The organism is Cellulosilyticum sp. ST5, assembly GCF_046529625.1.
In the GTDB taxonomy this organism is placed as follows: Bacteria; Bacillota; Clostridia; order Lachnospirales; family Cellulosilyticaceae; genus Cellulosilyticum; species Cellulosilyticum lentocellum.
Genome location: NZ_CP132338.1, coordinates 184,901 through 205,388, shown reverse-complemented (window position 1 = coordinate 205,388; position 20,488 = coordinate 184,901). Strand labels below are relative to the sequence as shown.

Below are 20,488 nucleotides of genomic sequence, written 5' to 3'. Positions count from 1 at the left end.
CAATTTTATACAATTTATATTAGGATTTATCTGTTATATTATCTATTATCAAGGTTTTTAAACTCAATAAATTAAAGGAGTTGTTTATGATGAATCTATTGAATGCCTTTGAAACTGGAACAGGGTATTTACCTGATAAACCAATTGATTTTACTTCTATCCCTTGGTCTTCACATCCCACCTTTGATGGTGTTGCCTTGAAGCACCTTATTACTTCTAAAGACACTAACGGTGCTTTCAGCTTTCACCTAGTACGTATTGACCCTCACAAAGAAATTGGGCTTCATATTCATGAAATCCAATTTGAAACTCATGAAATTCTTAATGGTACTGGCACCTGTATTACTAGTAAAAATACACTTACCTACACCCCAGGAGTTATTTCGCTTCTACCCTCTAATCTTCCACATCGTGTTATAGCAGGTAAAGAAGGCCTCTTCCTCTTTGCTAAATTTATTCCTGCTCTTTGTTAGTACATACTTTTTTATAAGCACTAGGTGTTATTCCAATTAATTCTTTAAAATGTCTTATGAAGTGGCTTTGGTCATAAAATCCCACAAGCAAAGCCACTTCTGCTACTTGTCTATTTTCTCTTAAAAGTTGCTGAGCTTTTCTAATTCTATTTTGAATCAGAAACTGATGGGGTGTTAACCCAACTTGATTTTTAAAAGTACGTAAATAATGATAGGGACTAAAATAAGTTTCTTTGCTTATCGTCTCTAACGAAAAAAATCTCTCTGGATGTTGCTTACACCACTGAATAACCTTTTCTATCTCCTCATTAAAATCATAATCAGCTTCATCTTGCTTAACATTCTCTATATAATCTAATAAAATTTTTCGTTTATTAACTTCTAATTGACTATAAAGATAGGTCTTCATTAAACCTTTTTCGACTTGTTTTCTTATAGCAATCCCATCTTTTACTTGTAAATAGGTAATTGGTAAAATAATAGCTATTAAGCTATACGCTTTTATGGAAGCAATTTTGTGTACTTCATAGGGCTTTATACAGTAAATATCCCCTTTATTTAATAGTAAATAGTTTGGCTCTGGTTTCAGTTCTATACTTCCTTTTAAGACTGATAAAACTGTATATGAATGACTATGGTTATGTAACTTATAATTTAACTGAGACTCTACTACTTCTATTATTTCAATCTGCCCATATTGATTATAGTATACTGTTTCCTTTTGACACATACACAATCACTCTTTTCTTTAACTCAAACTAAACCATGTACCACCTGTAGCAGTTGAAAAATTATATCCAAATAGTAATTTAGGTGCTGTATCTTTTTCATCTATTACATAAACACCCCATGCATCTAATTGTTCTCCCGATTTGACTATTCCTTGAAGTGCTGTATATGGCATTTTTACATATTGAGACTCATATCTGGTATTTTGGTTACTATAAGGTATAAAGTCATAGTAGGATAATCTTACTGCTCCTTTCATATTGGTACTTTCGCTTCCAGACAGATTAGTTCCAAAACTTACCACGCCTTCATCCTGTACAGATACCACTTCCACTAAAAAATTCACTAAAACATATTCTTTCCCCTCTTGTGCGGGCTTGTTACTACTTATTTCTTCTAATACTGACCAGGCTTCATCACCTCTTAATACTTCATTAATCTTAATCTTGGCACTATATTCTTTTAATCCTGATTTTACTGTTACTAACTGCTCTGTCCCTAGGGGAACAGGCTTTGTTTGATTAGTAGATTGATTAAGTTCTTTGTCCTTTTTCCCTACTGTTCCTATGATAATATTCCCATTTTCATAGGAGATATCGGCATCTACAATTTTTCCAAAGGTTCGAAGTGGCATATAGGTAGTACCATTATAAATAATCATATTTCCTGCACCCATCACGTTATTTCCCTGGTAGTGCTGATACTTCATTTCTGCTTGCACTATATGTGCTTTTACTTCAGCCACTTCAGTACTTTGTACACTAGTTGCTGCTTGAGAACTTCCTACAATAATAGTATCATCTTTATAACTTACACTAACCTTCAACAGATTTCCTAATTCTCTTAATGGTACATAGGTAGTTCCTCTATGCTGGATAACCAATTTCTTCTGTGCTTCCCCATTACACTGTATTGTTTGTGTTTTAATAACAACTGATACTTTTGTTGGCTCTTTAGCAAATACTATAGTCATTAGCATAAGACTTACAATTAAAGCTACTGCTCCCTTTTTCATTTCTCTTGCCTCCTATCTTTTTTAATAGTTTAGCATGGTTATTGAGTAAATTTTGTCACTTTTTATCCTTCAATAATAAAGCCACGAAAATATGGTTACTATCTTCTTGGCCTTATTATTTCAATATATCTATTATTTTTATTTTGTCATGTCTCCATGCTTATAGTATCCTGTGACAGAGCCATAACCTAGTATATTTCCCGACTCGTCATTGACATGGTCAAGTGCTTTAACAACCTTTTCATAAGAATTAGTACCATCCATCTTTCCTATCTCATTAGTTGGTTTGTGTTTTAAAGCATAAACTTCTATACAATAACTATGGTCTCTACTTTTAGGTGGATAGGGTCCTATATAATCCTTTGTTTCTGTATAAGCACCTTGTTCTAAATCCGTGGCATTCGTTACAATAGCACGCCAATGTAACCAATGATTAGCTGTTTTGTCAAACATATAAATAGCATAGCAGTTAGCACCTTCCACTTCATCAAAGCTAAGTGCTGGACTTAAATTATCTCCTTGAGGCTCATTCTGTTTTTTCTGAGCTACTGTTTGCGTTAATAATCGATTTGCTTCATTAATAGAAGTAGAACTTACCTTCATTTCCTGATAACTTCTCCCTAAAATATCATCTACCGTCTTGCTTGCTTCTTCAGCCATACAACCACTAGTGACTGCTACTATAAGACCTACTACCCCTATGATTAATGTCTTAAAATGTATCATTTCTATTTCTCCTCTTTATATTACAAATGGAATAAAGCGCTTGGTTCTTTCCATGTAACTGAGATATTCCTCACCAAACTCTTCTATCATATCCTTTTCTTCTTTTCTTGCTAACCTATTATAAAGCCATACAATAAAAGGCCACATTAAAAGCATCGGGAGTGTCGCCCATTCTAATAGCATCCCCAAAGTAATCATCATAAAGCCTGTGTACTGTGGATGACGAATATACTTATAAATGCCTGTTTTAACCACTTTCCCTTTACCTGATTCTTTTGCCCAATATTTATGATAGATATTATACCAACCATTAGCAATAATCATGATACCACTTATACTTAGAGCGATATTGAGATACATTCCTAAATATCCTATTTGATTTACTAGTGTATGCCCCCATAATACCCCTTCTGGAAGCCTCTTACCTATAAGCCATGAAATAAAATACATACTCATAGGAATCCCATGCATTTCTATAGCAAAAGCAATTACAAATGCCATGTAAGCTGTAGCTGGTTTACGATCCATCTTTTTATAAAACGGCACAAATAAAATAGCAATCCCATAAAGCAAAATAAAAAATATGACACCATACCATAAATGAAAATGACTTTCTAGAGTTTCCATTTTCTTACCTCCTTTGTTAAACCTCCTTCATTGTAACAAAGTTGGTAACGTCCTTCGCCTAACTAAAGTTAGGTAATTTCCCCTAACTTCCTGGCTTCACTCACTGCTTGTATACGATTTTTCACTTCTAGTTTTCCCAATATATGATTCATATGCCATTTAACAGTTCCAATCGTTAGATAAAGCTGATCTCCTATTTCTGCATTACTTCTTCCTTCTGCTACTAGGCTTAAGATTTCTCTTTCCTTTGGTGTTAAAAGATACTCTTCTTTTTTAATGCCTACTTTACTCGTTTCATTCTCCTTATGAAATTGTGCTACGAGAAGGTATACTTCTTGATCTATCTTTTTTAGCAAAGGTAGGATTTCTCTTCCCAATAAGTAAAAGCTTGCTACAATACCTGTTTCTCTTTGAACTTGCACAGCTTCCTTTAAACAACTGATAGCCTCTTTTTCCCTATTAGCTTTTAAGTTAATTTCCGCTAAGAAAATAAGCAGTTCTTGAAGCTGTGTCCTCATACCTGTAAAACGCACTTTTTTCAACATATCTAATAAATAAGGAATGGTTATAATATGGCTCAGCCCTTTTTGCTGAAGCAAGAGTAAAAGTTCCACTACTTGATACTGCCCTTGATAATGATTTTTTGTAAATTCCATTTCAAGGCGCTCAATCATTGCCTCTATTTCTTCTTTATTTGTATAAGTCGTATCTTCTGTTAAAACATAGTACAAGCATTGAAATAGTTCTCTATAAATATAATGCATATGCCCTAATCTAGCTAAAAGATCTGACATCACTTCTTGCATATGCCTTTGTTCATCCAGCAAGTAATAAGCCTTCATTAAAAAAGGCTCCACTACACCTTGCATATGAAGCATTTGTGTATCTTCTATACACGTTTTAGCTAATTTTAAATACTTGCATGCCAGTTTTAACTTTCCCATTTGAAAATAGCACATACCAAGTGGTAAATAAATAATGTCCCAATATCCCTTATCTCTCTCACTCATATCGCCTATTTGAATCAATATTTGATTACTTTCTTCAATCACCCTTCTCATGTCTCCTAGATAATATAAATTAAGTAGTTTGTTTGTAAGGGCTACGCTAGCTGGGAAATCTAATCCCAGGTTAAAAAACATCCGATAAGCTTCATCAAATAATCTAGTCGCTTCTCTATACCTTAAGAAACCTGCCAGCATTTGACCATAGGTAAGCTTGGCATTAGCCATAAATAAGGAACTCTCCTCAGGTGGTAGTATGTCTACACTTAGTTTTGCTAGGGCTAGCTTCTTCTTCGCTTCTGTATTAAAGGTCATTAAAGCTTGAAGCGAGTAATAAAAAGCTTTTAACTGCTTATTGGTCATTTCTTCTTCTTCAAGCTTTTTCATATTGCCATAAGCATAGTTATTATCACCATTTAAAAAGGCTAACCAAGCTACTATTAATTTACTGAGTGTAGAAGGTATTTGTTCAAAGGAAATAGCCTTCAATACTTGATAACATGGTAAAGTGCAAGACATGTTCGTTATTGATAAGAGTTCATTCTCTACTAATTCAAATAGTTCCTTTATACGTCCTTTTTCTTTTAAGTCTTCCATTTGTTTATAAAGCATTTCTCTATTCATTTCCTTCATCTCCTTAATGACTTACACCTCTTAACGAGTCAAATACCTTACTGCTATTTGGGTACGATGTTCAAGTCCTGTTTTACTTAAAATAACGCTAATGTGATTTCTTACAGTGCCATCTGAAATAAATAGCTTTTTCCCAATCTCTTTATTAGACAAGCCTTCTGCAATAGCCGCTGCTACTTCCACTTCTCTTTCTGTTAAGCTATCAAATAAATGATTTTCCTTTTGCTTTTGTTCTGATACCTGAGAAGTAATAAATTCCATAACATCCTTTTGAAAAACATTTCCTCCTAAAGCTACTGTTCGAATAGCAGAAAGCATGGTATCTGCTGAAGCACTTTTTAAAATATAGCCATAGACATTTGCTTTCATGGCATTTAAAATCAAGTCTGGTTCATCAAAGGTTGTTAATAACAATGGTTTACTAATGTTCTCCTCTATAAGGAGCTTAGCAACTTCAATACCATTCATGCCAGGCATTCTGATATCTAAAAGTGTCACTTCTGGTTTATAAAGTCTGCAGGCCTCTATGGCTTTCTCCCCATTTTCACATACAGAATCTAAAATAAAATCTTCCTGGGTCTCTATAATCATTTTTAGCCCTTCTCTAATCATGGCATCATCATCTACCAAAACAATATGAATCACAGAAATTCCCCCTTATGAAATTAAAAAGATATTTATCACCTTAAAACCCATTTCATTCATTTCAAAAAAGCATTTCCCATTACATTTAATGGTACGTTCTTCAACTGCTTCTAGGCCTAACCCTTTAATTAGCTTACCTTTACAAACCCCATTATCATAGTAGCTCACCTTCACCATAGCAGTCATCACCTTAATCTCCACAGTAAAAGCACTAGCCTTCGAATGCTTTAATACATTGGTCAAAAGCTCTCCTACATTTTCTTTAATGCACTGCCATAATTCCAAGTTAACCTGTTCTAGATTACCTTCTGTTCGATAAATAGTATGTAATTCATGTTTTGCATTAGCTTCATCTAATAGAAGCTGAATATCATTACTTCCTAGGTCACTTCTAATGGGCCTTTCTTCTCTTAATGCCTTCCTAATATCATCTACACCTTCTCTTAAATGAGCTGTGGCCTTTTGCATACTAATGAGTGCCTTTTCTTGGTCTTTCTTCATCTGAAGCATAGCTGCCTCTAACATAATAATACTACTGGATATACTATGCCCTATTTTGTCATGCAATCTGGCTGATAAACGATTTCTTTCTTCTAAGACTGCTGAGTATTTAATCGTTTTAAAAAGCCTTTCATTATCTTTAATCTGTTCTTCTAGGTGAATCAGTTGTTCCCTTTGATCACTATTAAGTATTTTATAAAAACTTAGCTTTTTACTATCATTTATTGTAATCAATAAGGTTATTAATACCAATATATTAATAAGAACCAAGTTAATAGTCCCTGGGTAAATCCCAAGCATCACTATGAACCCGGCTACGCTCAAGCCATAGAAGTAATGTTCCTCTGTTAAATAGCTTATAAGTTCTATCCCTAATACAATAAAAATAGGCTGCCATTCTTCTATTCCTAATCCGAGTAATACTCCCTCTAAAAGAAGAATTAAAAATAGATTTACTTTCCCCAGCCACTTACCCTTTAGACTTTCTCTTTTCCACCCATTGCACTTTAAATCAAGCGCATACATTATTATAAAAATGCATAAAAAAGCAAGGGCTGAACCTGTTATAAAAACAGCTTCCTTGCTATATTGCTGCATGAAAACCAAGCTTATGGCTAACGCAATCACCTTATATATAGCAAATACCCTTGTTGTTTCTTTCATTTTCCCCATCCTTATGGCTTACTCATTCGTTGTAAGCTGCTTATTAAATAATACTGTTCCTAATAACATAAAGAACAAGGCATATAATCCTAAAATAATTAAAGCCCCCATAGGATTATAACTTCCTCTTCCCTGCATACCTCTAATACATTCCATATACCAATAGTGTGGCACAATCTTAGCAAGACGCCTCATAAATTCTGGTGCCATATTGGTTTCAAAGTAAGCACCACCTAAAATAGCTGCCATACATCCAGCACCATAAATAGAAAAAACCACTCCCACTTTCGTCTTCACTATAAAGGAACAAATCATAGAAATGCCAATAACAATTAAGACAAATACTAATAACAAATAGGCCACCATCCAAAAAGGTAATCCTACATCACTTTGCTTAAAGCCTAGATAACCTATATAAATAACAGCCGAAATACTACCTACAATGAGTGCATAAAGAGCTATTCCTAAAATATACTCCATTGGTCTCATCGGTGTACTCTGGATTCTCCTTAAAGTACCCTCTACATGATCTGTTACAATCATTAATCCAATAATTAAACCAATATAGAAAATAAAATTCAAATAAAAACCTTGTGTTAACTTAAAACCAATACCGGCTGTATATCTTTCTATCATGGTCTCACTAGCACTTATAAGCTCTAGTCCATGATGACCTACTTGCATTTCCTCTAATAGTATCTCGAACCTCTTACTATCTCCTCCACTAGTAGCACCCAGTACTTCTACACTTTCCATATACACCTCTATATAGGCTTTGATAAAAGCTTCATTGGCATAGTTATTAATGGTAGTCACTTGAATAGGCTCAATAGTGCGCTGAGCCACTAGATCGTTTTGAAGATTCTTATTTATCTCAATTATAGCTGACAGCTCTCGGTTTAGCAACTCATTGCTATAAGCCTCATAGGATTTTCCTGTATCAATTTGCATGCCAATTTCTTCTTTAAGATAGCTGATCAATTGCTTTGATAAAGCGCTTTTATCTTGATCTATAACTGCCACTTTCATTTCTCTAAAAGCTGTATTAAAGTTACCACCAAAACTTTCTTGCATCACACAAAGTAATACACCTAATGCAATAGCCAAAATAATTGAAAACCAGTTGCGCTTTAAACTCATATCAAAAAAGGTTACTATATTTTTCATAACTTAGCCCCTTTCCTCTTGTTTTTTGCTAAAAATAATGCCACCTAAAACAAGAACACCCATTATAATGATTAATTCAACACCTAGGATGTACCAAACCTCTTGGGATTCTCCAAATAAACTGAGCTTAATAGCTGCTTGATTAAGTATATAAGGTGGCAAATAATCACATAGCGGTTTTATTGCCATTGCCATGGCAAATATACCACTAAAAAACAAGAGGAGCCAATTCACTGCAAATAAAAGGACTACCATAGATTTCTTAAAAATTAAACTTAATAATATGCCAATAGCACTTACAGTAACCGACGTTCCTGCAAATAATGCAAATAATAGAAGATTACTAGCTAAATCCTTGCCGTAAGAAGCGCCATAAACGAAGCTACTTACTAACATAATAACTGTCACCTGCAAAATAGCTTGTGGCATCAAACCTACTACTTTTCCCGCAAAAAGCTTAAAGCGATTCTGTGGCAATATAATAAGCCTATTAATTGTCTTACTATTTTTCTCATCTGTAAACGCCATGCAAGAACCAATGCTCCCAAAGAAAGCAGTCATAATGGTCATGGCAATAGCATAATAATCCATCATTGACATTTGTGTTTGTAACTTTTTAGATACTGTATATGTTTTTTCACTCACTGATTGCATTTCGTCAAAATGAAAGCTGCTAGTTTTTAAACTATTAGTAGCTATTTCATAAACATGCATTTGCTTTAACATACCTGTTATCATACATTTGACTGTATGGTTTAAATAAACGTCTGTTCCTTCGTAAAGTTTTAAGCTACCTGCCTCATAAACAAGATAAGCATCAACTTGTTGCTCTTGTAAAAGTGTTAACCCTTCTTCCTTTAAAGACACTTCTTCAAATATAACGTTTGCTTTATTTAGCTTCTCTTTTGTGTTTTCTAGCAAGCTTCTTATTTGTACTGCTTTTATTTGTTCTGCTTCATCTTCTTGATCTTTACTTATGAAATAGCCTAAATGAACCTCCCCAATAGCTTGGTCAGCAGTCTGTACCTCATCTAGGAAACTTCCTAAAATATAAACTAATACTACTGGAAATATAATAAGAACAAGGATTAAATAGGGATTACGCAAAAAACTTTTAAATTCATTTAAAATTATATCTTTCATGTAATTTTCCCCTATCTTAACTCTCGTCCTGTTAAACTTAGGAACGTCATATCTAAATTAGGTTTTTCACTTGTCACATTCATAATAGGCAGCTTATAAGCATTAATTATCTCCAGGATTGGCATGATATTTTCGCATTTAATAGATAAGTCTAAGTGGATTTCATTTTCGTCTAAGTTAACTCTCACGACTCCAGGTAGTACTGAAAGTTCTTTTTTTAGCTGCTCAGTATCTACCTTACTTGTGATTCTCGTTGTGATACTGCAGCCTTTTATATCTGTTACCAAGGATACTAGCTCTTCTTTAGTTCCATTAGCAATAAGCTTTCCATGATCCACAATAGCAATATGATCACAAATTTCTTCTACCTCTTGCATATAATGTGATGTATAAATCACCGTAGTCCCTCTTTGTTTTAAGATACGAATCGAATTTAAAATATGCTCTCTAGACTGAGCATCTACGCCAACGGTAGGTTCATCCATAACGATAAGTTTTGGCCTATGCGCTATACCACAAGCAATATTCAGTCGTCTTTGCATACCACCTGACATCTGTCTTGGTTTCATCTTAAGCTTTTCACTTAGTCCTACGAATTCAAGCGCTTCTAATGCTGCCTCCTCCAATGCCTTTCCTTTTAATCCATAAAAAGAAGCAAAGAATTTCACATTCTCTAAAGCATTTAAGTGCTTATAAACAGCAATATCCTGTGGCACCATTCCTACTAATGCTTTGACCTTCATTTTATCTTTTACAATATCAAAACCTCCAACTTTAATACTTCCTTTTTCAAAATTGTTTAAAGTGGTAATAGCACTTAAGGTAGTTGACTTGCCAGCACCATTGGGCCCTAAAAGCCCAAAGATTTCCCCTTCTTCAATACTAATACTCAAATGATCAACAGCACAAAAATCCCCATACATCTTAACTAATTTATTAACCTCAACAAAAGCTCCCATAGCTTCTCCTCTCCCCTTTGTACTCTAATGGTGTGATTTGATAATAATAATGTAACATGGGTAAGGTGGTGCGAAACAGTGACAAGAAAACGAAGCTAGGGGTGACAATTGTCATGGTAGGTTATATGCAAAAATAGCACATAAATTTTTCATTTTTTATTTGGGATTCCACTGCTTGCCCACATATATATAATTGCAAAAACTAATCAAACAAAGTTTTAAACCAGAGTCTTAAGGTCTTTGCTTCCTAGAGTAGGGTGCACCGGCCAAGACTTTAAGGAGCTCCTCACTCATTGGTTTAACTTTTATACTCGCTATCCCCATAGCCCTAAAAATCATATAGTGCTGAGGAGCCATACTATGCTCTTTTTGAGGCCAGGTTAGCTTTTATAAAGGTAAAATACAAGAGTCTGGAAACAAAAAGGCACTACTTAGAAGTTTAATACTTCCTAGTAGTGCCTTTTTGGTGTTTAGTTTTTTATAATTCTTGTTGTATCTTTTCTATTTCTTCTTTTGTAAGTCCTATACTGGTCACAATAATGAAACTCTCTCTCTACTCTATCCATTATGTAATATAGTGATAAATATTATTTTTTAATTAAGTTTCTAATTAATGTTTCAATCAATTATATAATTATTAATAAAACTAGTTAGATACATAGCTTGGAAATATCAACATAAAAGTTATAGGAGAAAAGTATAAATGAGAAAAAAGAGATACCTAGTCTTATCAGCTATTTTATCAATTTGTTTTCTTGTAAGCTCTACTAAAGCTCAACCATCTATAGCCATCCAAAACTATATTTCAGCAGTAGACAAGATAGCTGTAGCTCCAGATATTAAAATTGTAGGCCTCGGCGAAGCAACCCATGGCAATAGTGAATTACAGACATTAAAGCTCGATGTATTTAAAGCTTTAATAGAACATAATAATTGTCGCATCTTTGCAATAGAAGGTGATTTTGGTGGAAGTGCAAAGGTGAATGACTATATTTCAGGAGGGAATGGCACTGCTAAAGAGGCGGCTGCTGAGATAGGATTTGCTATTTATAAAACCCAAGAAATGGCTGATTTAATTGAGTGGATGAGAAATTATAACCAAACAGCACCTGAAAATAAAAAGCTAAAGTTCTATGGCTTTGATATGCAGCGTTATGATAATAGCAAAGAGCTTTTGTTTAACTATCTTAACAAAGTAAATAAGCAGCTTTCAAAACAATATTCAACTCTACTTTCTGATTTAAATGATCAAACGGTTTATACTCAGAATCAAATCAAGGTAAAGGTTGCAGTGACAAAAGTAGATGCATTAATGAAAATAATGATGGCCTCTAAGAATGATTTCATAGCTCAATCAAGTGAGAAAGAATTTGCATTTGCCCTGCAATGCGCCCAGTCTATTAAAGAAAATGCAACCTTGCGTAGCGCAGGGGTGCATTATGCCAATATGAGAGACCAATATATGAAAGATAAAATTGATTGGATACTCAATTACGAAGGAAATCAAATGCTTTTTATTACTGGTCATAATGGACACATAGAAAAAACATCTTCATCTGCAGGATTTACTTGTATGGGAGAACGACTTGCAAAAAGCTATGGTAAGGCTTACTACGCCATTGGTACTGATTTTTTAGAAAGCTCCTTTAATGTTGTAAATAGTTCCGGAAAAGATATGATTATAACACTAAACAATACTAATGCTCTAACATCTCAGTTTGAAAATCTAGAGGATAATATCTACTTCATGGATTTTACCTCAGCAAAAGAAAATAATGAGCTTAAAGAAATACTTGATACCCAAATAGCTATGACAAATATTGGTGCCGAGTTCAATAGTTGGCAAAAAGCTCTTAAAACTTTTTACACCTTAAAAATGATTCCTTCACAAGCGTATGATGGGATTATTGTATTACAAAAAATGCATCCATCTACAAAAATAAATTTCAAGTAAAGGTAGGTCTTCATATATGCAGAAAAACTTATATATGGATTAAAAAAAGCCATGGATATGGGGAATGAGCATTCTTACCATTGTTCTAATAATCTTTTTGGGAAGTAATACGCAATTAAAGGGTATTCATTTACTCGAAAACATTATTAGTGATGGCAAATATACTTTTTATGTAGACGCCACTCAAACTGGATCTTATACTTTTGATGTTACTACTTTTGGTAAAAATGCCAGCTATGAAGTTTATAACGAAGCAACTAATGAATTAGTGAATAAAGGGGAGGTTGGACGTAATTCGGTAGGTTACTATCCATTTATAAATATGACTTTAAGCGAAGGTAATACCTATAAAGTAATTCTAGAGCTAAAAGATAAAAACACTTTTAAATTCGTTAATTTAAGACTTTACTTGAACTAATCCTATTTGAAACTCTTTATAACAGTATTTTTATAGTAGTAATGTTTATGGCAAACGCCTTGATTTACTTTGCTCATATAATAACTTATTATTTAAAACTAAAAAGGCACTACTTAGAAGTTTCATCCATCCTAGTAGTACCTTTTTCAATTCACTCTTATAGTTCCATTTCTCTTAGTTCTTTTTCTTTTATTACAAGTCCCTTTTCATATCCTTCTATTTTATAATCTAAGCGTTCTATAGTTGCCCTGATTTCTTCCATTTTTTCTGCTAGAAGTCTTCGCTGTTCTATTAAAAGATCTTTTCTCGCTTCAATAGTTTCATCTCCTTGTGCAAATAGCGCTACGTATTCAATTAACGCTTCAATGGGCATACCTGCACTTCTCATACACTTGATAAACTCTACCCACTTACAGGCCTCTTCCGTATAATCTCTTATACCACTTTTATTACGATGGACAGCAGGAATAAGCCCAATACGTTCATAATAACGCAGTGTATCTGGAGAAAGGTTATATTTTCTACTTACTTCAGCAATTGTCATCATTAAAGCCTCCTTTTCTTCATTATATCATTTATATACCTTTTTAGATTGACAATAAAAAGCCAACTTTTCTTATACTTATATAAAACTAAAAAGCGATTTAAAGAAGTATGTCTCTTCTTTAAATCGCCTTTTATCATCTTACATCTCCGTAGGTGTAAAATTCATCCCACCTACTACCTGATATAAATCGCTCATATATCCTTCATTTTATAATAAATGCTGCAGATACCTTCTCATATCCTAAAATATCGTAAAATCATTATTTTGCTAGAGAAGAATAAGAACCTAATTTAGTATAATACACAATACCACCTTTTAATCCGTTTTCTACACCTTCTATTGCAGCATGAAGTCGATTAGAATACGTAGGATCTACTAATCCTCTTAGGCATGCTTCCCTTAACTCTGAATCGTCTATTTGATAGGAGACTTCTAAAGGCACTTCTGCGCCAGCTGCTGATGGCTGCCCTGAAGTATTATACATATATACTGTAATCTTAGCTGAATAACCTGGATCCAAAGTACAGCTACATCCTAAAATCATATTATCTGATGTGATTTTATTTCTCTGTAACTTAATTGCCTTATTTTCAGAGTCTCCCATACTACATACAAATTCTACTTCCCAACCCATATATCCTTTAGGCATGACACTTACTTTATACTTTCTACTACCTGGTGTAATGTTAATAGGTACACTAATATCAGCCGTATAAGAAAAAGTAGGTGCTCCTTTATCAACAATAGTAATATTTCTCTGAGCCCATCTCAGATTATTCAGCATTAATTTAGCTTGATCTAGCTGTGTATCTACTCTTGGAAATGGATTCGTATTTTGATCATCATTAATTTGAGCAATAATACAATAATGATCTCCATTATTAGGCTTTGGTACATGTCTCCATACAAAAGGTCTATCAATAGTTCCTATTTTACCTGGCTTTAAATAATCAATATGTGCTTTGTTTTCACCTAAATCTGTTTTAATAATATTATCTTGCCACATACTAGGCCAAGTAATAGTTGATGCTGGGGCATAATATAATGAAACGTTACTAGAAATGGTTCGATCGGTATTATTTTTGCACCTTATGTAAAAATAGTTATCTTTTCCTAGAACTGTATCTGTTGTTGATTGTTTTGTATAACTATCCTCTGATACAAGCGAAACTTGCCAGTCAGTAATAGGTTCATATCCTGATGGCCATATATCCGGTGAAAATGCATAATCTCCTGATGCTGGCACTGTTCCTTGACTACTTAAGTTGGGTCTCATAAAAACATTATTAAAATCTCCCATATACTTCACTCCTATTTATTTTTATTTTGTAATGCTTATTAATGATTTATGAACAGGTCACTAATATTGGCATTGCAATAGCTGCCATGCCATCAATAACACCTGCACAAGCTATACTTATGCCTTCTGTACTTGCACTAACCTCTGTTAAGAGTAATAATTTTGATATCTCTACAATTGGAGAAATAGCATTAGCTGCAATAGCTACTGGTTTTGCATGAAGACAAGCAAGGGTAGTCGGTATAATGTGCAACAAACCATATATAGCTGTAGTTAGTCTACCTGGATCTTCTGCACTATCTGCATATTTCTTAGTTAGTATATAAAATGCACCATCTATTATTAACCCTAGATTAACATAGATCCAATTTACTTTGCTTTGCCCATCTTCTGTAAAGCAATCTGGTGCCCCATCTGATGCAATCCAAGGTGTGCTAAATCCTTGCCAACAAAATTCTGCAATTAAAGGCATTATTTGTATAGCACTCGGTGCATCTTTTATACAATCAGTAATTCCAGCAAAAGAAAAGAAAAAGAAACTACTAACTGCTCCAAAGACTTTGCATAATTCTTGAACCACCTCACTAGCAGCACCCACACAGCTTTTTAAAGTATTCGTCACCTTAAATCCGGCTGCTGCTAACATACGTTCTGCATTCACCTGTTCTTTAAAGCTTGCAATGCTTGCCGAGTCAGGAAATGGTGCTTTATTTTTAGCAATTTTAAAGAAAATAGTTGCAGGTACTGCTATAATAAGTGACGCTAGATCTAATAATGTTAGTGCACTATTACCACTAATCATTTTATAAAATGGTGAAATAAAAGGAATCTTTATTTCTGTTGTTAATAGCTTAGTTATTGCGCCCACTATGTACTCTACAATATCGAATAATGCACCCAGCACAGCTTGAGTAGCTGATAAAGTCGCTTGAACAATCCCTTCTATTATTTTAAATAAGCCGGCTAATAGGTTATTAAATAATTCATCTGGTGCTTTACCTATTTGCTTAAAATATGCTATAGCTTCTGTAAAAGCTTCTTGTGATTCTGTAAAATCAATTAACTTTTCTAGTTCTTTAATAAATTCATCTAATACACTATCCTGCTCTAATGCTTCATAAACTACACTTTCTATAGCAGGACTATTTTTCTCAAACTGCTCCATTAAAAAATTATTACTATACGCCTCTTCCATCTCTGGATCATCTAGTGTATTTTCTTTAATATATCCTAGTAAAGATTCTTTGCCTGCAATATTTTTAATTGCCCAGTCAAAAATTGTACTCACCTTGCTTTGAATGCCATCAATACCCTTCATGACAATTTCCTTAGTACCTTCTACTGAACCTTGTATAAAAGCTAATTGTTGTTGCATTAAATAACTAATAACTTCTTTACTCCTTAAAATATCATCCCAATTAAAAATAAAGCCTAACCATTGGAATAATTCTTTAAAAGCAACCTTCACCTTATCAAAAATGATCTCTACCACATCAAAAGCTTCCTCTACAAAAGTAACAATTTGTTCAAATACATATTTAACACCGTCTACAATAAAATCAAAAGCTACCTTAATGCCTTCAACAACAGTAGTAACTACCATCTTTACAACATCAATAACTTTATCAACAACTCCTCTAAAAAAGTCACCGATCTTAGTGATCCAGCTAAATATGCCTTGAACATTGGTACTACCTTGTTTCATGAGTAATATTTGATTATTAGCTTCTTCAAGTGATAAATCTTGGTAGCACATTTGATTTCCACTAAAGTCTAAGCTCCAATGCTGAGGATTCTCAGGGACTCTTAATTTTCTTATTTCGTCTAACTGTATAATTTTCCCCTTATATACACCTTTTGCTTTTCCTCTAGTATTCATACTTTTATGCCCTACAGGTACCTGCTCTACCATTCCCATACACTTAGAAATAGCATTTGCTAAACTTGTAGTTGTTTCAGCTGTACGATAAGTATCTTCTAATAAATAAGTTCCATCTGCTTTTTTTGCGTTCATTAACTGGTTGGAATCAACTTGATATAGCTTTGTTTGAACTCCTTCAAATTGCTTAATCACTAGCGTCTCATCCTCTGCCATTACTGCTGGTAAATGGATGATTATTTCACTACTTGCAAGCATATTCGTTTCTTGGCTAATGGATAAAACACCTCTTGTATCAGTTGACGTTAAAATCTTATTATGAGGTCCTACGTAATAAACCCCACTCCTCGTTTCAATTTTAGTAAGTTCTGATGCCCAAATCTCAACAGGTGTAGCAATTAACAGGGCACCTGCTGGATCATAAGCCATTACTTCAGAAGTATAAGCAGAATAAACTTCAATATGCTCTGTATCCGTTGGCAAATCTGTATATTGCCTATTCCAGTTGCCTGTTTCTAATTCATAAATAAAGTGGGCCACTCTATTTTGTGTTGTACCTACTATAAATGCCGTCAATTCCTTAGCATAACTTCCACAACAACTTACCTGTGCTATACCCGAACTTATTGGTGTTAAATCTGATGTCGTTTGACTTTCATCTATTTGCTTAACTGCATGATATAAAACATTATCTGTAGCAATACCTAATAAGTGAATTTCACCCTCTTGCACCTTACAAATATCAAAACTAGTAAAGTATTTATCTTTAGATAAAGGTATAACTTCACAGTTTTTCTTGTCCTGATTTAGTTTAAGTTCACTCAAATCTGCATTCTTACCATTTTTTATAATAGCAAAAATAATATCCTCACCAGCTTGCCCAATTACATTTTTAATAGCAATGGGACGAAGAATCGTATCACAACTATAAGTTTCTATTTTTTTACTAGCCAAATGATAAGTAGCCACGATATTGTCAACGACAGCTAAAGCTAAATCTTCTTCTTGGCTCCCTAGCCAAATACATGCTGTATTGCCGAAAGTAGAAGGCAATAACCTAAATTCTGGTGCCTGATCTTTCCAAATCCCATATGCCACATAATAAGCTGCATCAAGCTGCGTCTTATAAAACACGGCAATACTCATTCCTTCTTTAATCTGTTTCACACAAATGGCTTCTATAGAAGAAGCATTCACTGGCAATGGAATGGCTACATTTTCACTGGAATTAAACGTAAAACTTCCCTTCTTCTTCTCTTGCATGCAATAAAGCTGCTCTGCTTGGCTACTAAAGATAATTAGCTTGCCATTACTATCTCTTCCCAATGCAACATGATTACCATGCATTCCAATCTTTTCCCCTACCATTCCAGTTGTACTACCTGAATCTTGCTTTAAACAATAAATTTCTCCCCTCGAATCTGTGACAAATAGTGCATCTTCATATCCTGCTTCCCCTATGCAAGAAGTACTGCACATATTTGCTCCACCCTGAATAATAGACCCGACCCTATAATTCTGCATCAATTTTGTCTGGACAGTAACACTAAACTCTTGTTCATTCACATTTGCCGCTACCTTATCACTTATCACTTTACCTGACTCCCTTCTCATCCCTATTTGCAAATTTCATCCAATCCTATCTTTCTCCTTGCATCCCTATTATATCTTTATTATTAAAAATAATATTGTTTTACTGATAACAGGTAAATTAATAAGTTAAAAGGTTATTTTTGATATATATAAGGTTAATACCATACGCGTATAATAATTGGCAAAATAATAAAGGTGTACTTAGAATCTATACCTATGTACACCTTTATTATTTAACTATTACCTATTTGACTGGCGTTCTATAGCTTGTTTTTTTCTTTGGCTCTCCATGATTATTTTGCTCCTCATGAAGTTTTTGTCTACGTTCGCCTTTTTGCATTGGATTATTTGAGCCAGGTTTATTAGCCATGATAACACATCCTTTCTCCAATAGAATGAGCCTATTTTAAAATTTTTATGTGTTAATGTGGCAGGTCTATTTGAGTGATTTCTATTTGTCCTTGGTCTATAGTAAGGATTGCCATTGTAACAGCTAAATCAAATCTTCTTTTACCACAGCTTCCTGGGTTTAATACATAAGTCTCTCCTTCTAAATTGCAACTATACTTATGTGAGTGACCACAAATCATCACGTCTATACCTGTCCTATCCTTAATAAAATCCTTTTTATTGTGTACCATGAAAAAGTTTTTTCCTTCTACAGTAAAACGTAATTGTTCAGGAAGTGCCTCAGCCCATTCTCCTTTATCATTATTCCCTCTAACGACCTTTAAAGGTGCAATCTGCATTAAAGACATTAAGATTTCTGGCTTATTAATATCTCCTGCGTGAAGAATAAGCTGACATTCTTCAAGCTGACTCATCACTTCCTCTCTTAGTAAACCATGTGTATCTGATATAACACCTATTTTATACATCTTCTCTTCCTTACCTGTTTAATTTATTTTATTAGCATTTCATCTAAAACCTTTTCAAACAAAATACTATCTTCCCACCTGCCATTGTGGTAAATAGATTGCTTTTTTCTATCTTTAAACTGAAAACCATTTTTTATAAGTACTATTTGTGATCCAATATTATAAGGACTAGTCCCTGCCTCTAGTCGCTCTAACTGATGAACCTTTTTAGCTTGTTCTATAGCTAAGCTTACCGCCTTAGTTCCATATCCTTTACTCTGATAAGCCGCCCCCATGCGATAGCCAATTTCTGCTTTATTTAAATTGCTCCTTACCACATCTATTAAATTAACTCTCCCTACAATAACTCCTATTTTATCTTTTACTAGATACATGAAGTGTTTACCTTGTGCTTGCTCTTGTATAATTTCTTCCTGAATAAGTTCAAATTGCTTTTTATCATAATAATTATTAGCTCGTCCAAAGCCCATATTCTCAAAAAAAGCTCTATTTTGGATTTCAAATTCAAAAAGCTCATCAAAATGTCTATTTTCTAGTAAATGTATGCTTATTGGTGACATTATATCTATTTTCCCCCTTTTCTCTTGTTTTATTTTATTGTACCCGACTTTATATACTTTGAGTAGAAGTTACTATAAAAAGTGACCCTATATTTTAATTGTTTGCTATATAAGGCAGCTATGTAAAAAAGGCAACTATGCTTTTTTTCATAGCCGCCTTACTTTGTTATTTTACCATTCTTCTGAATCCCATTCAGTAATCCATCCAAATTGATCAAGTATACTACCAGAATAGGTACCAGCCTCATCTTCTATGTAATTGCTCCAATTACAGAAAAATACAGGCACATACGTATCTAAATCCGTTACATCCTCATAGTAACTACAATCATATGCCCCTACAAATTTTACATTAGCATGATTTGCAATTAACTCTTTAGCAGCATTTTCCATATGTGCTTTAAGCTGTGCTTTAACCTTCTCTTGGGTAGTAGCATCTTTAATTTGGAATATTTTATTTAACTCAGCCTCTTCAAATTTACCGTATATTTCATAATCCCAAGAAGCATCTTCATCTCTATTAACGTTTTCATACACCCAGAAAAACATATTAATATTCCCTATATCTGTACTACATACGCTATATTTATTTCTTAACTCTTTTTCAATATAAGCTTCATTTTCCGTTGTTTGGTAGGTTTCTTCAACAGAAGAAATAATATTAATCACACCATTTTCATAAGCAATTTCACACCCTAATCCTTCTGAAATGGCTCGTAAAGGTACCATTGTTACACCACTTATTTGTTGTGGAGCTACACTTAAAGCAATATCTTTTTCTTTTTGTGTAGAACTATTCCAGATATTAAGATTCTTCTTTCCTATATACATCGTTAAAACAAGATTACTTTTTGAAATAGTAATACCTTTATATTCTGGATACCACTTTACCTCTGCACCTAATTTTTCACTTACTAAACGAAGAGGTACTAAAGTTGTACTGTTTTTTTGAACAGGTGCCACAGTTGATTTTACTTCTTCCCCATTAACCACAATTTTAATACTTGCACCAAAAACTGTAGATGTAGCTAATAGCATAGTTAGTAAAAATATACCTAATTTCTTTTTCATTTC

General features: G+C 33.7%; 20 protein-coding genes. 3 read left to right on the top strand and 17 right to left on the bottom strand.

Annotated elements, in window-relative coordinates; genetic code table 11:
* Positions 1 to 86 precede the first annotated feature (86 nt).
* Complete coding sequence (locus QTL86_RS00985) at positions 87 to 473, top strand: cupin domain-containing protein (protein ID WP_410496242.1); 387 nt, start codon at positions 87 to 89, stop codon at positions 471 to 473.
* On the opposite strand, the gene QTL86_RS00980 is transcribed toward QTL86_RS00985, so the two are convergent.
* The 10 genes from QTL86_RS00980 to QTL86_RS00935 all read right to left on the bottom strand — a co-directional run bounded on the left by QTL86_RS00980 (position 454) and on the right by QTL86_RS00935 (position 10,285).
* Positions 454 to 1,203, bottom strand: coding sequence for a helix-turn-helix domain-containing protein (locus QTL86_RS00980; protein ID WP_410496241.1), 750 nt, complete (start codon positions 1,201 to 1,203; stop codon positions 454 to 456). The two genes, QTL86_RS00985 and QTL86_RS00980, sit on opposite strands and share 20 nt — an antisense overlap.
* Before the next feature lie 18 nt (positions 1,204 to 1,221).
* Positions 1,222 to 2,217: a stalk domain-containing protein gene (locus tag QTL86_RS00975; protein ID WP_410496240.1), complete on the bottom strand. Its 996-nt coding sequence runs from the start codon at positions 2,215 to 2,217 to the stop codon at positions 1,222 to 1,224.
* 138 nt (positions 2,218 to 2,355) lie between these two features.
* On the bottom strand, positions 2,356 to 2,943 hold the full coding sequence (locus tag QTL86_RS00970) for a hypothetical protein (protein WP_127067481.1): 588 nt from the start codon (positions 2,941 to 2,943) through the stop codon (positions 2,356 to 2,358).
* 15 nt (positions 2,944 to 2,958) lie between these two features.
* Positions 2,959 to 3,570, bottom strand: coding sequence for a methyltransferase family protein (locus QTL86_RS00965; RefSeq protein ID WP_410496239.1), 612 nt, complete (start codon positions 3,568 to 3,570; stop codon positions 2,959 to 2,961).
* A gap of 68 nt (positions 3,571 to 3,638) precedes the next feature.
* Positions 3,639 to 5,198 (bottom strand): response regulator transcription factor, encoded by a 1,560-nt coding sequence (locus tag QTL86_RS00960; protein WP_190283398.1) that lies wholly within the window; start codon positions 5,196 to 5,198, stop codon positions 3,639 to 3,641.
* 30 nt (positions 5,199 to 5,228) lie between these two features.
* Positions 5,229 to 5,852, bottom strand: a complete 624-nt coding sequence (locus QTL86_RS00955) for a response regulator (RefSeq protein WP_410496238.1) — start codon at positions 5,850 to 5,852, stop codon at positions 5,229 to 5,231.
* 12 nt (positions 5,853 to 5,864) lie between these two features.
* Entirely contained in the window at positions 5,865 to 7,016 is a 1,152-nt protein-coding gene (locus QTL86_RS00950) for a sensor histidine kinase (protein ID WP_410496237.1), read from the bottom strand.
* Positions 7,017 to 7,034: 18 nt separating this feature from the next.
* Positions 7,035 to 8,183 carry an ABC transporter permease gene (locus QTL86_RS00945; protein ID WP_410496236.1) on the bottom strand — a complete coding sequence of 383 codons (1,149 nt, stop codon included), beginning with the start codon at positions 8,181 to 8,183 and terminating at the stop codon, positions 7,035 to 7,037.
* Positions 8,184 to 8,186: 3 nt separating this feature from the next.
* Positions 8,187 to 9,326, bottom strand: a complete 1,140-nt coding sequence (locus QTL86_RS00940) for an ABC transporter permease (protein ID WP_410496235.1) — start codon at positions 9,324 to 9,326, stop codon at positions 8,187 to 8,189.
* Positions 9,327 to 9,337: 11 nt separating this feature from the next.
* Positions 9,338 to 10,285, bottom strand: a complete 948-nt coding sequence (locus tag QTL86_RS00935; protein WP_410496234.1) for an ABC transporter ATP-binding protein — start codon at positions 10,283 to 10,285, stop codon at positions 9,338 to 9,340.
* Between the two features lie 703 nt (positions 10,286 to 10,988).
* On the opposite strand from QTL86_RS00935, the gene QTL86_RS00930 reads away from it, so the two are divergent.
* Positions 10,989 to 12,239, top strand: coding sequence for an erythromycin esterase family protein (locus tag QTL86_RS00930; protein ID WP_410496233.1), 1,251 nt, complete (start codon positions 10,989 to 10,991; stop codon positions 12,237 to 12,239).
* 97 nt (positions 12,240 to 12,336) lie between these two features.
* Entirely contained in the window at positions 12,337 to 12,657 is a 321-nt protein-coding gene (locus QTL86_RS00925) for a hypothetical protein (protein WP_410496232.1), read from the top strand.
* Positions 12,658 to 12,814: 157 nt separating this feature from the next.
* On the opposite strand, the gene QTL86_RS00920 is transcribed toward QTL86_RS00925, so the two are convergent.
* The 7 genes from QTL86_RS00920 to QTL86_RS00890 form a co-directional block, all read right to left on the bottom strand.
* Positions 12,815 to 13,201, bottom strand: a complete 387-nt coding sequence (locus tag QTL86_RS00920; protein WP_041713059.1) for a MerR family transcriptional regulator — start codon at positions 13,199 to 13,201, stop codon at positions 12,815 to 12,817.
* A 262-nt stretch (positions 13,202 to 13,463) separates the two neighbouring features.
* Positions 13,464 to 14,504, bottom strand: coding sequence for a hypothetical protein (locus tag QTL86_RS00915; RefSeq protein ID WP_410496231.1), 1,041 nt, complete (start codon positions 14,502 to 14,504; stop codon positions 13,464 to 13,466).
* Between the two features lie 46 nt (positions 14,505 to 14,550).
* The gene (locus QTL86_RS00910; RefSeq protein ID WP_410496230.1) at positions 14,551 to 17,976 is read right to left on the bottom strand and encodes a hypothetical protein; all 3,426 of its coding nucleotides are present in this window, start codon (positions 17,974 to 17,976) and stop codon (positions 14,551 to 14,553) included.
* A 244-nt stretch (positions 17,977 to 18,220) separates the two neighbouring features.
* A complete protein-coding gene (locus QTL86_RS00905; protein ID WP_256372381.1) occupies positions 18,221 to 18,346 on the bottom strand; it encodes a clostri-philic family protein in 126 nt (41 codons plus the stop codon).
* Positions 18,347 to 18,398: 52 nt separating this feature from the next.
* On the bottom strand, positions 18,399 to 18,854 hold the full coding sequence (locus QTL86_RS00900; protein WP_410496229.1) for a metallophosphoesterase family protein: 456 nt from the start codon (positions 18,852 to 18,854) through the stop codon (positions 18,399 to 18,401).
* Positions 18,855 to 18,877: 23 nt separating this feature from the next.
* On the bottom strand, positions 18,878 to 19,414 hold the full coding sequence (locus QTL86_RS00895; RefSeq protein ID WP_410496228.1) for a GNAT family N-acetyltransferase: 537 nt from the start codon (positions 19,412 to 19,414) through the stop codon (positions 18,878 to 18,880).
* Positions 19,415 to 19,585: 171 nt separating this feature from the next.
* The gene (locus QTL86_RS00890) at positions 19,586 to 20,485 is read right to left on the bottom strand and encodes a copper amine oxidase N-terminal domain-containing protein (RefSeq protein ID WP_410496227.1); all 900 of its coding nucleotides are present in this window, start codon (positions 20,483 to 20,485) and stop codon (positions 19,586 to 19,588) included.
* Positions 20,486 to 20,488: the final 3 nt, after the last annotated feature.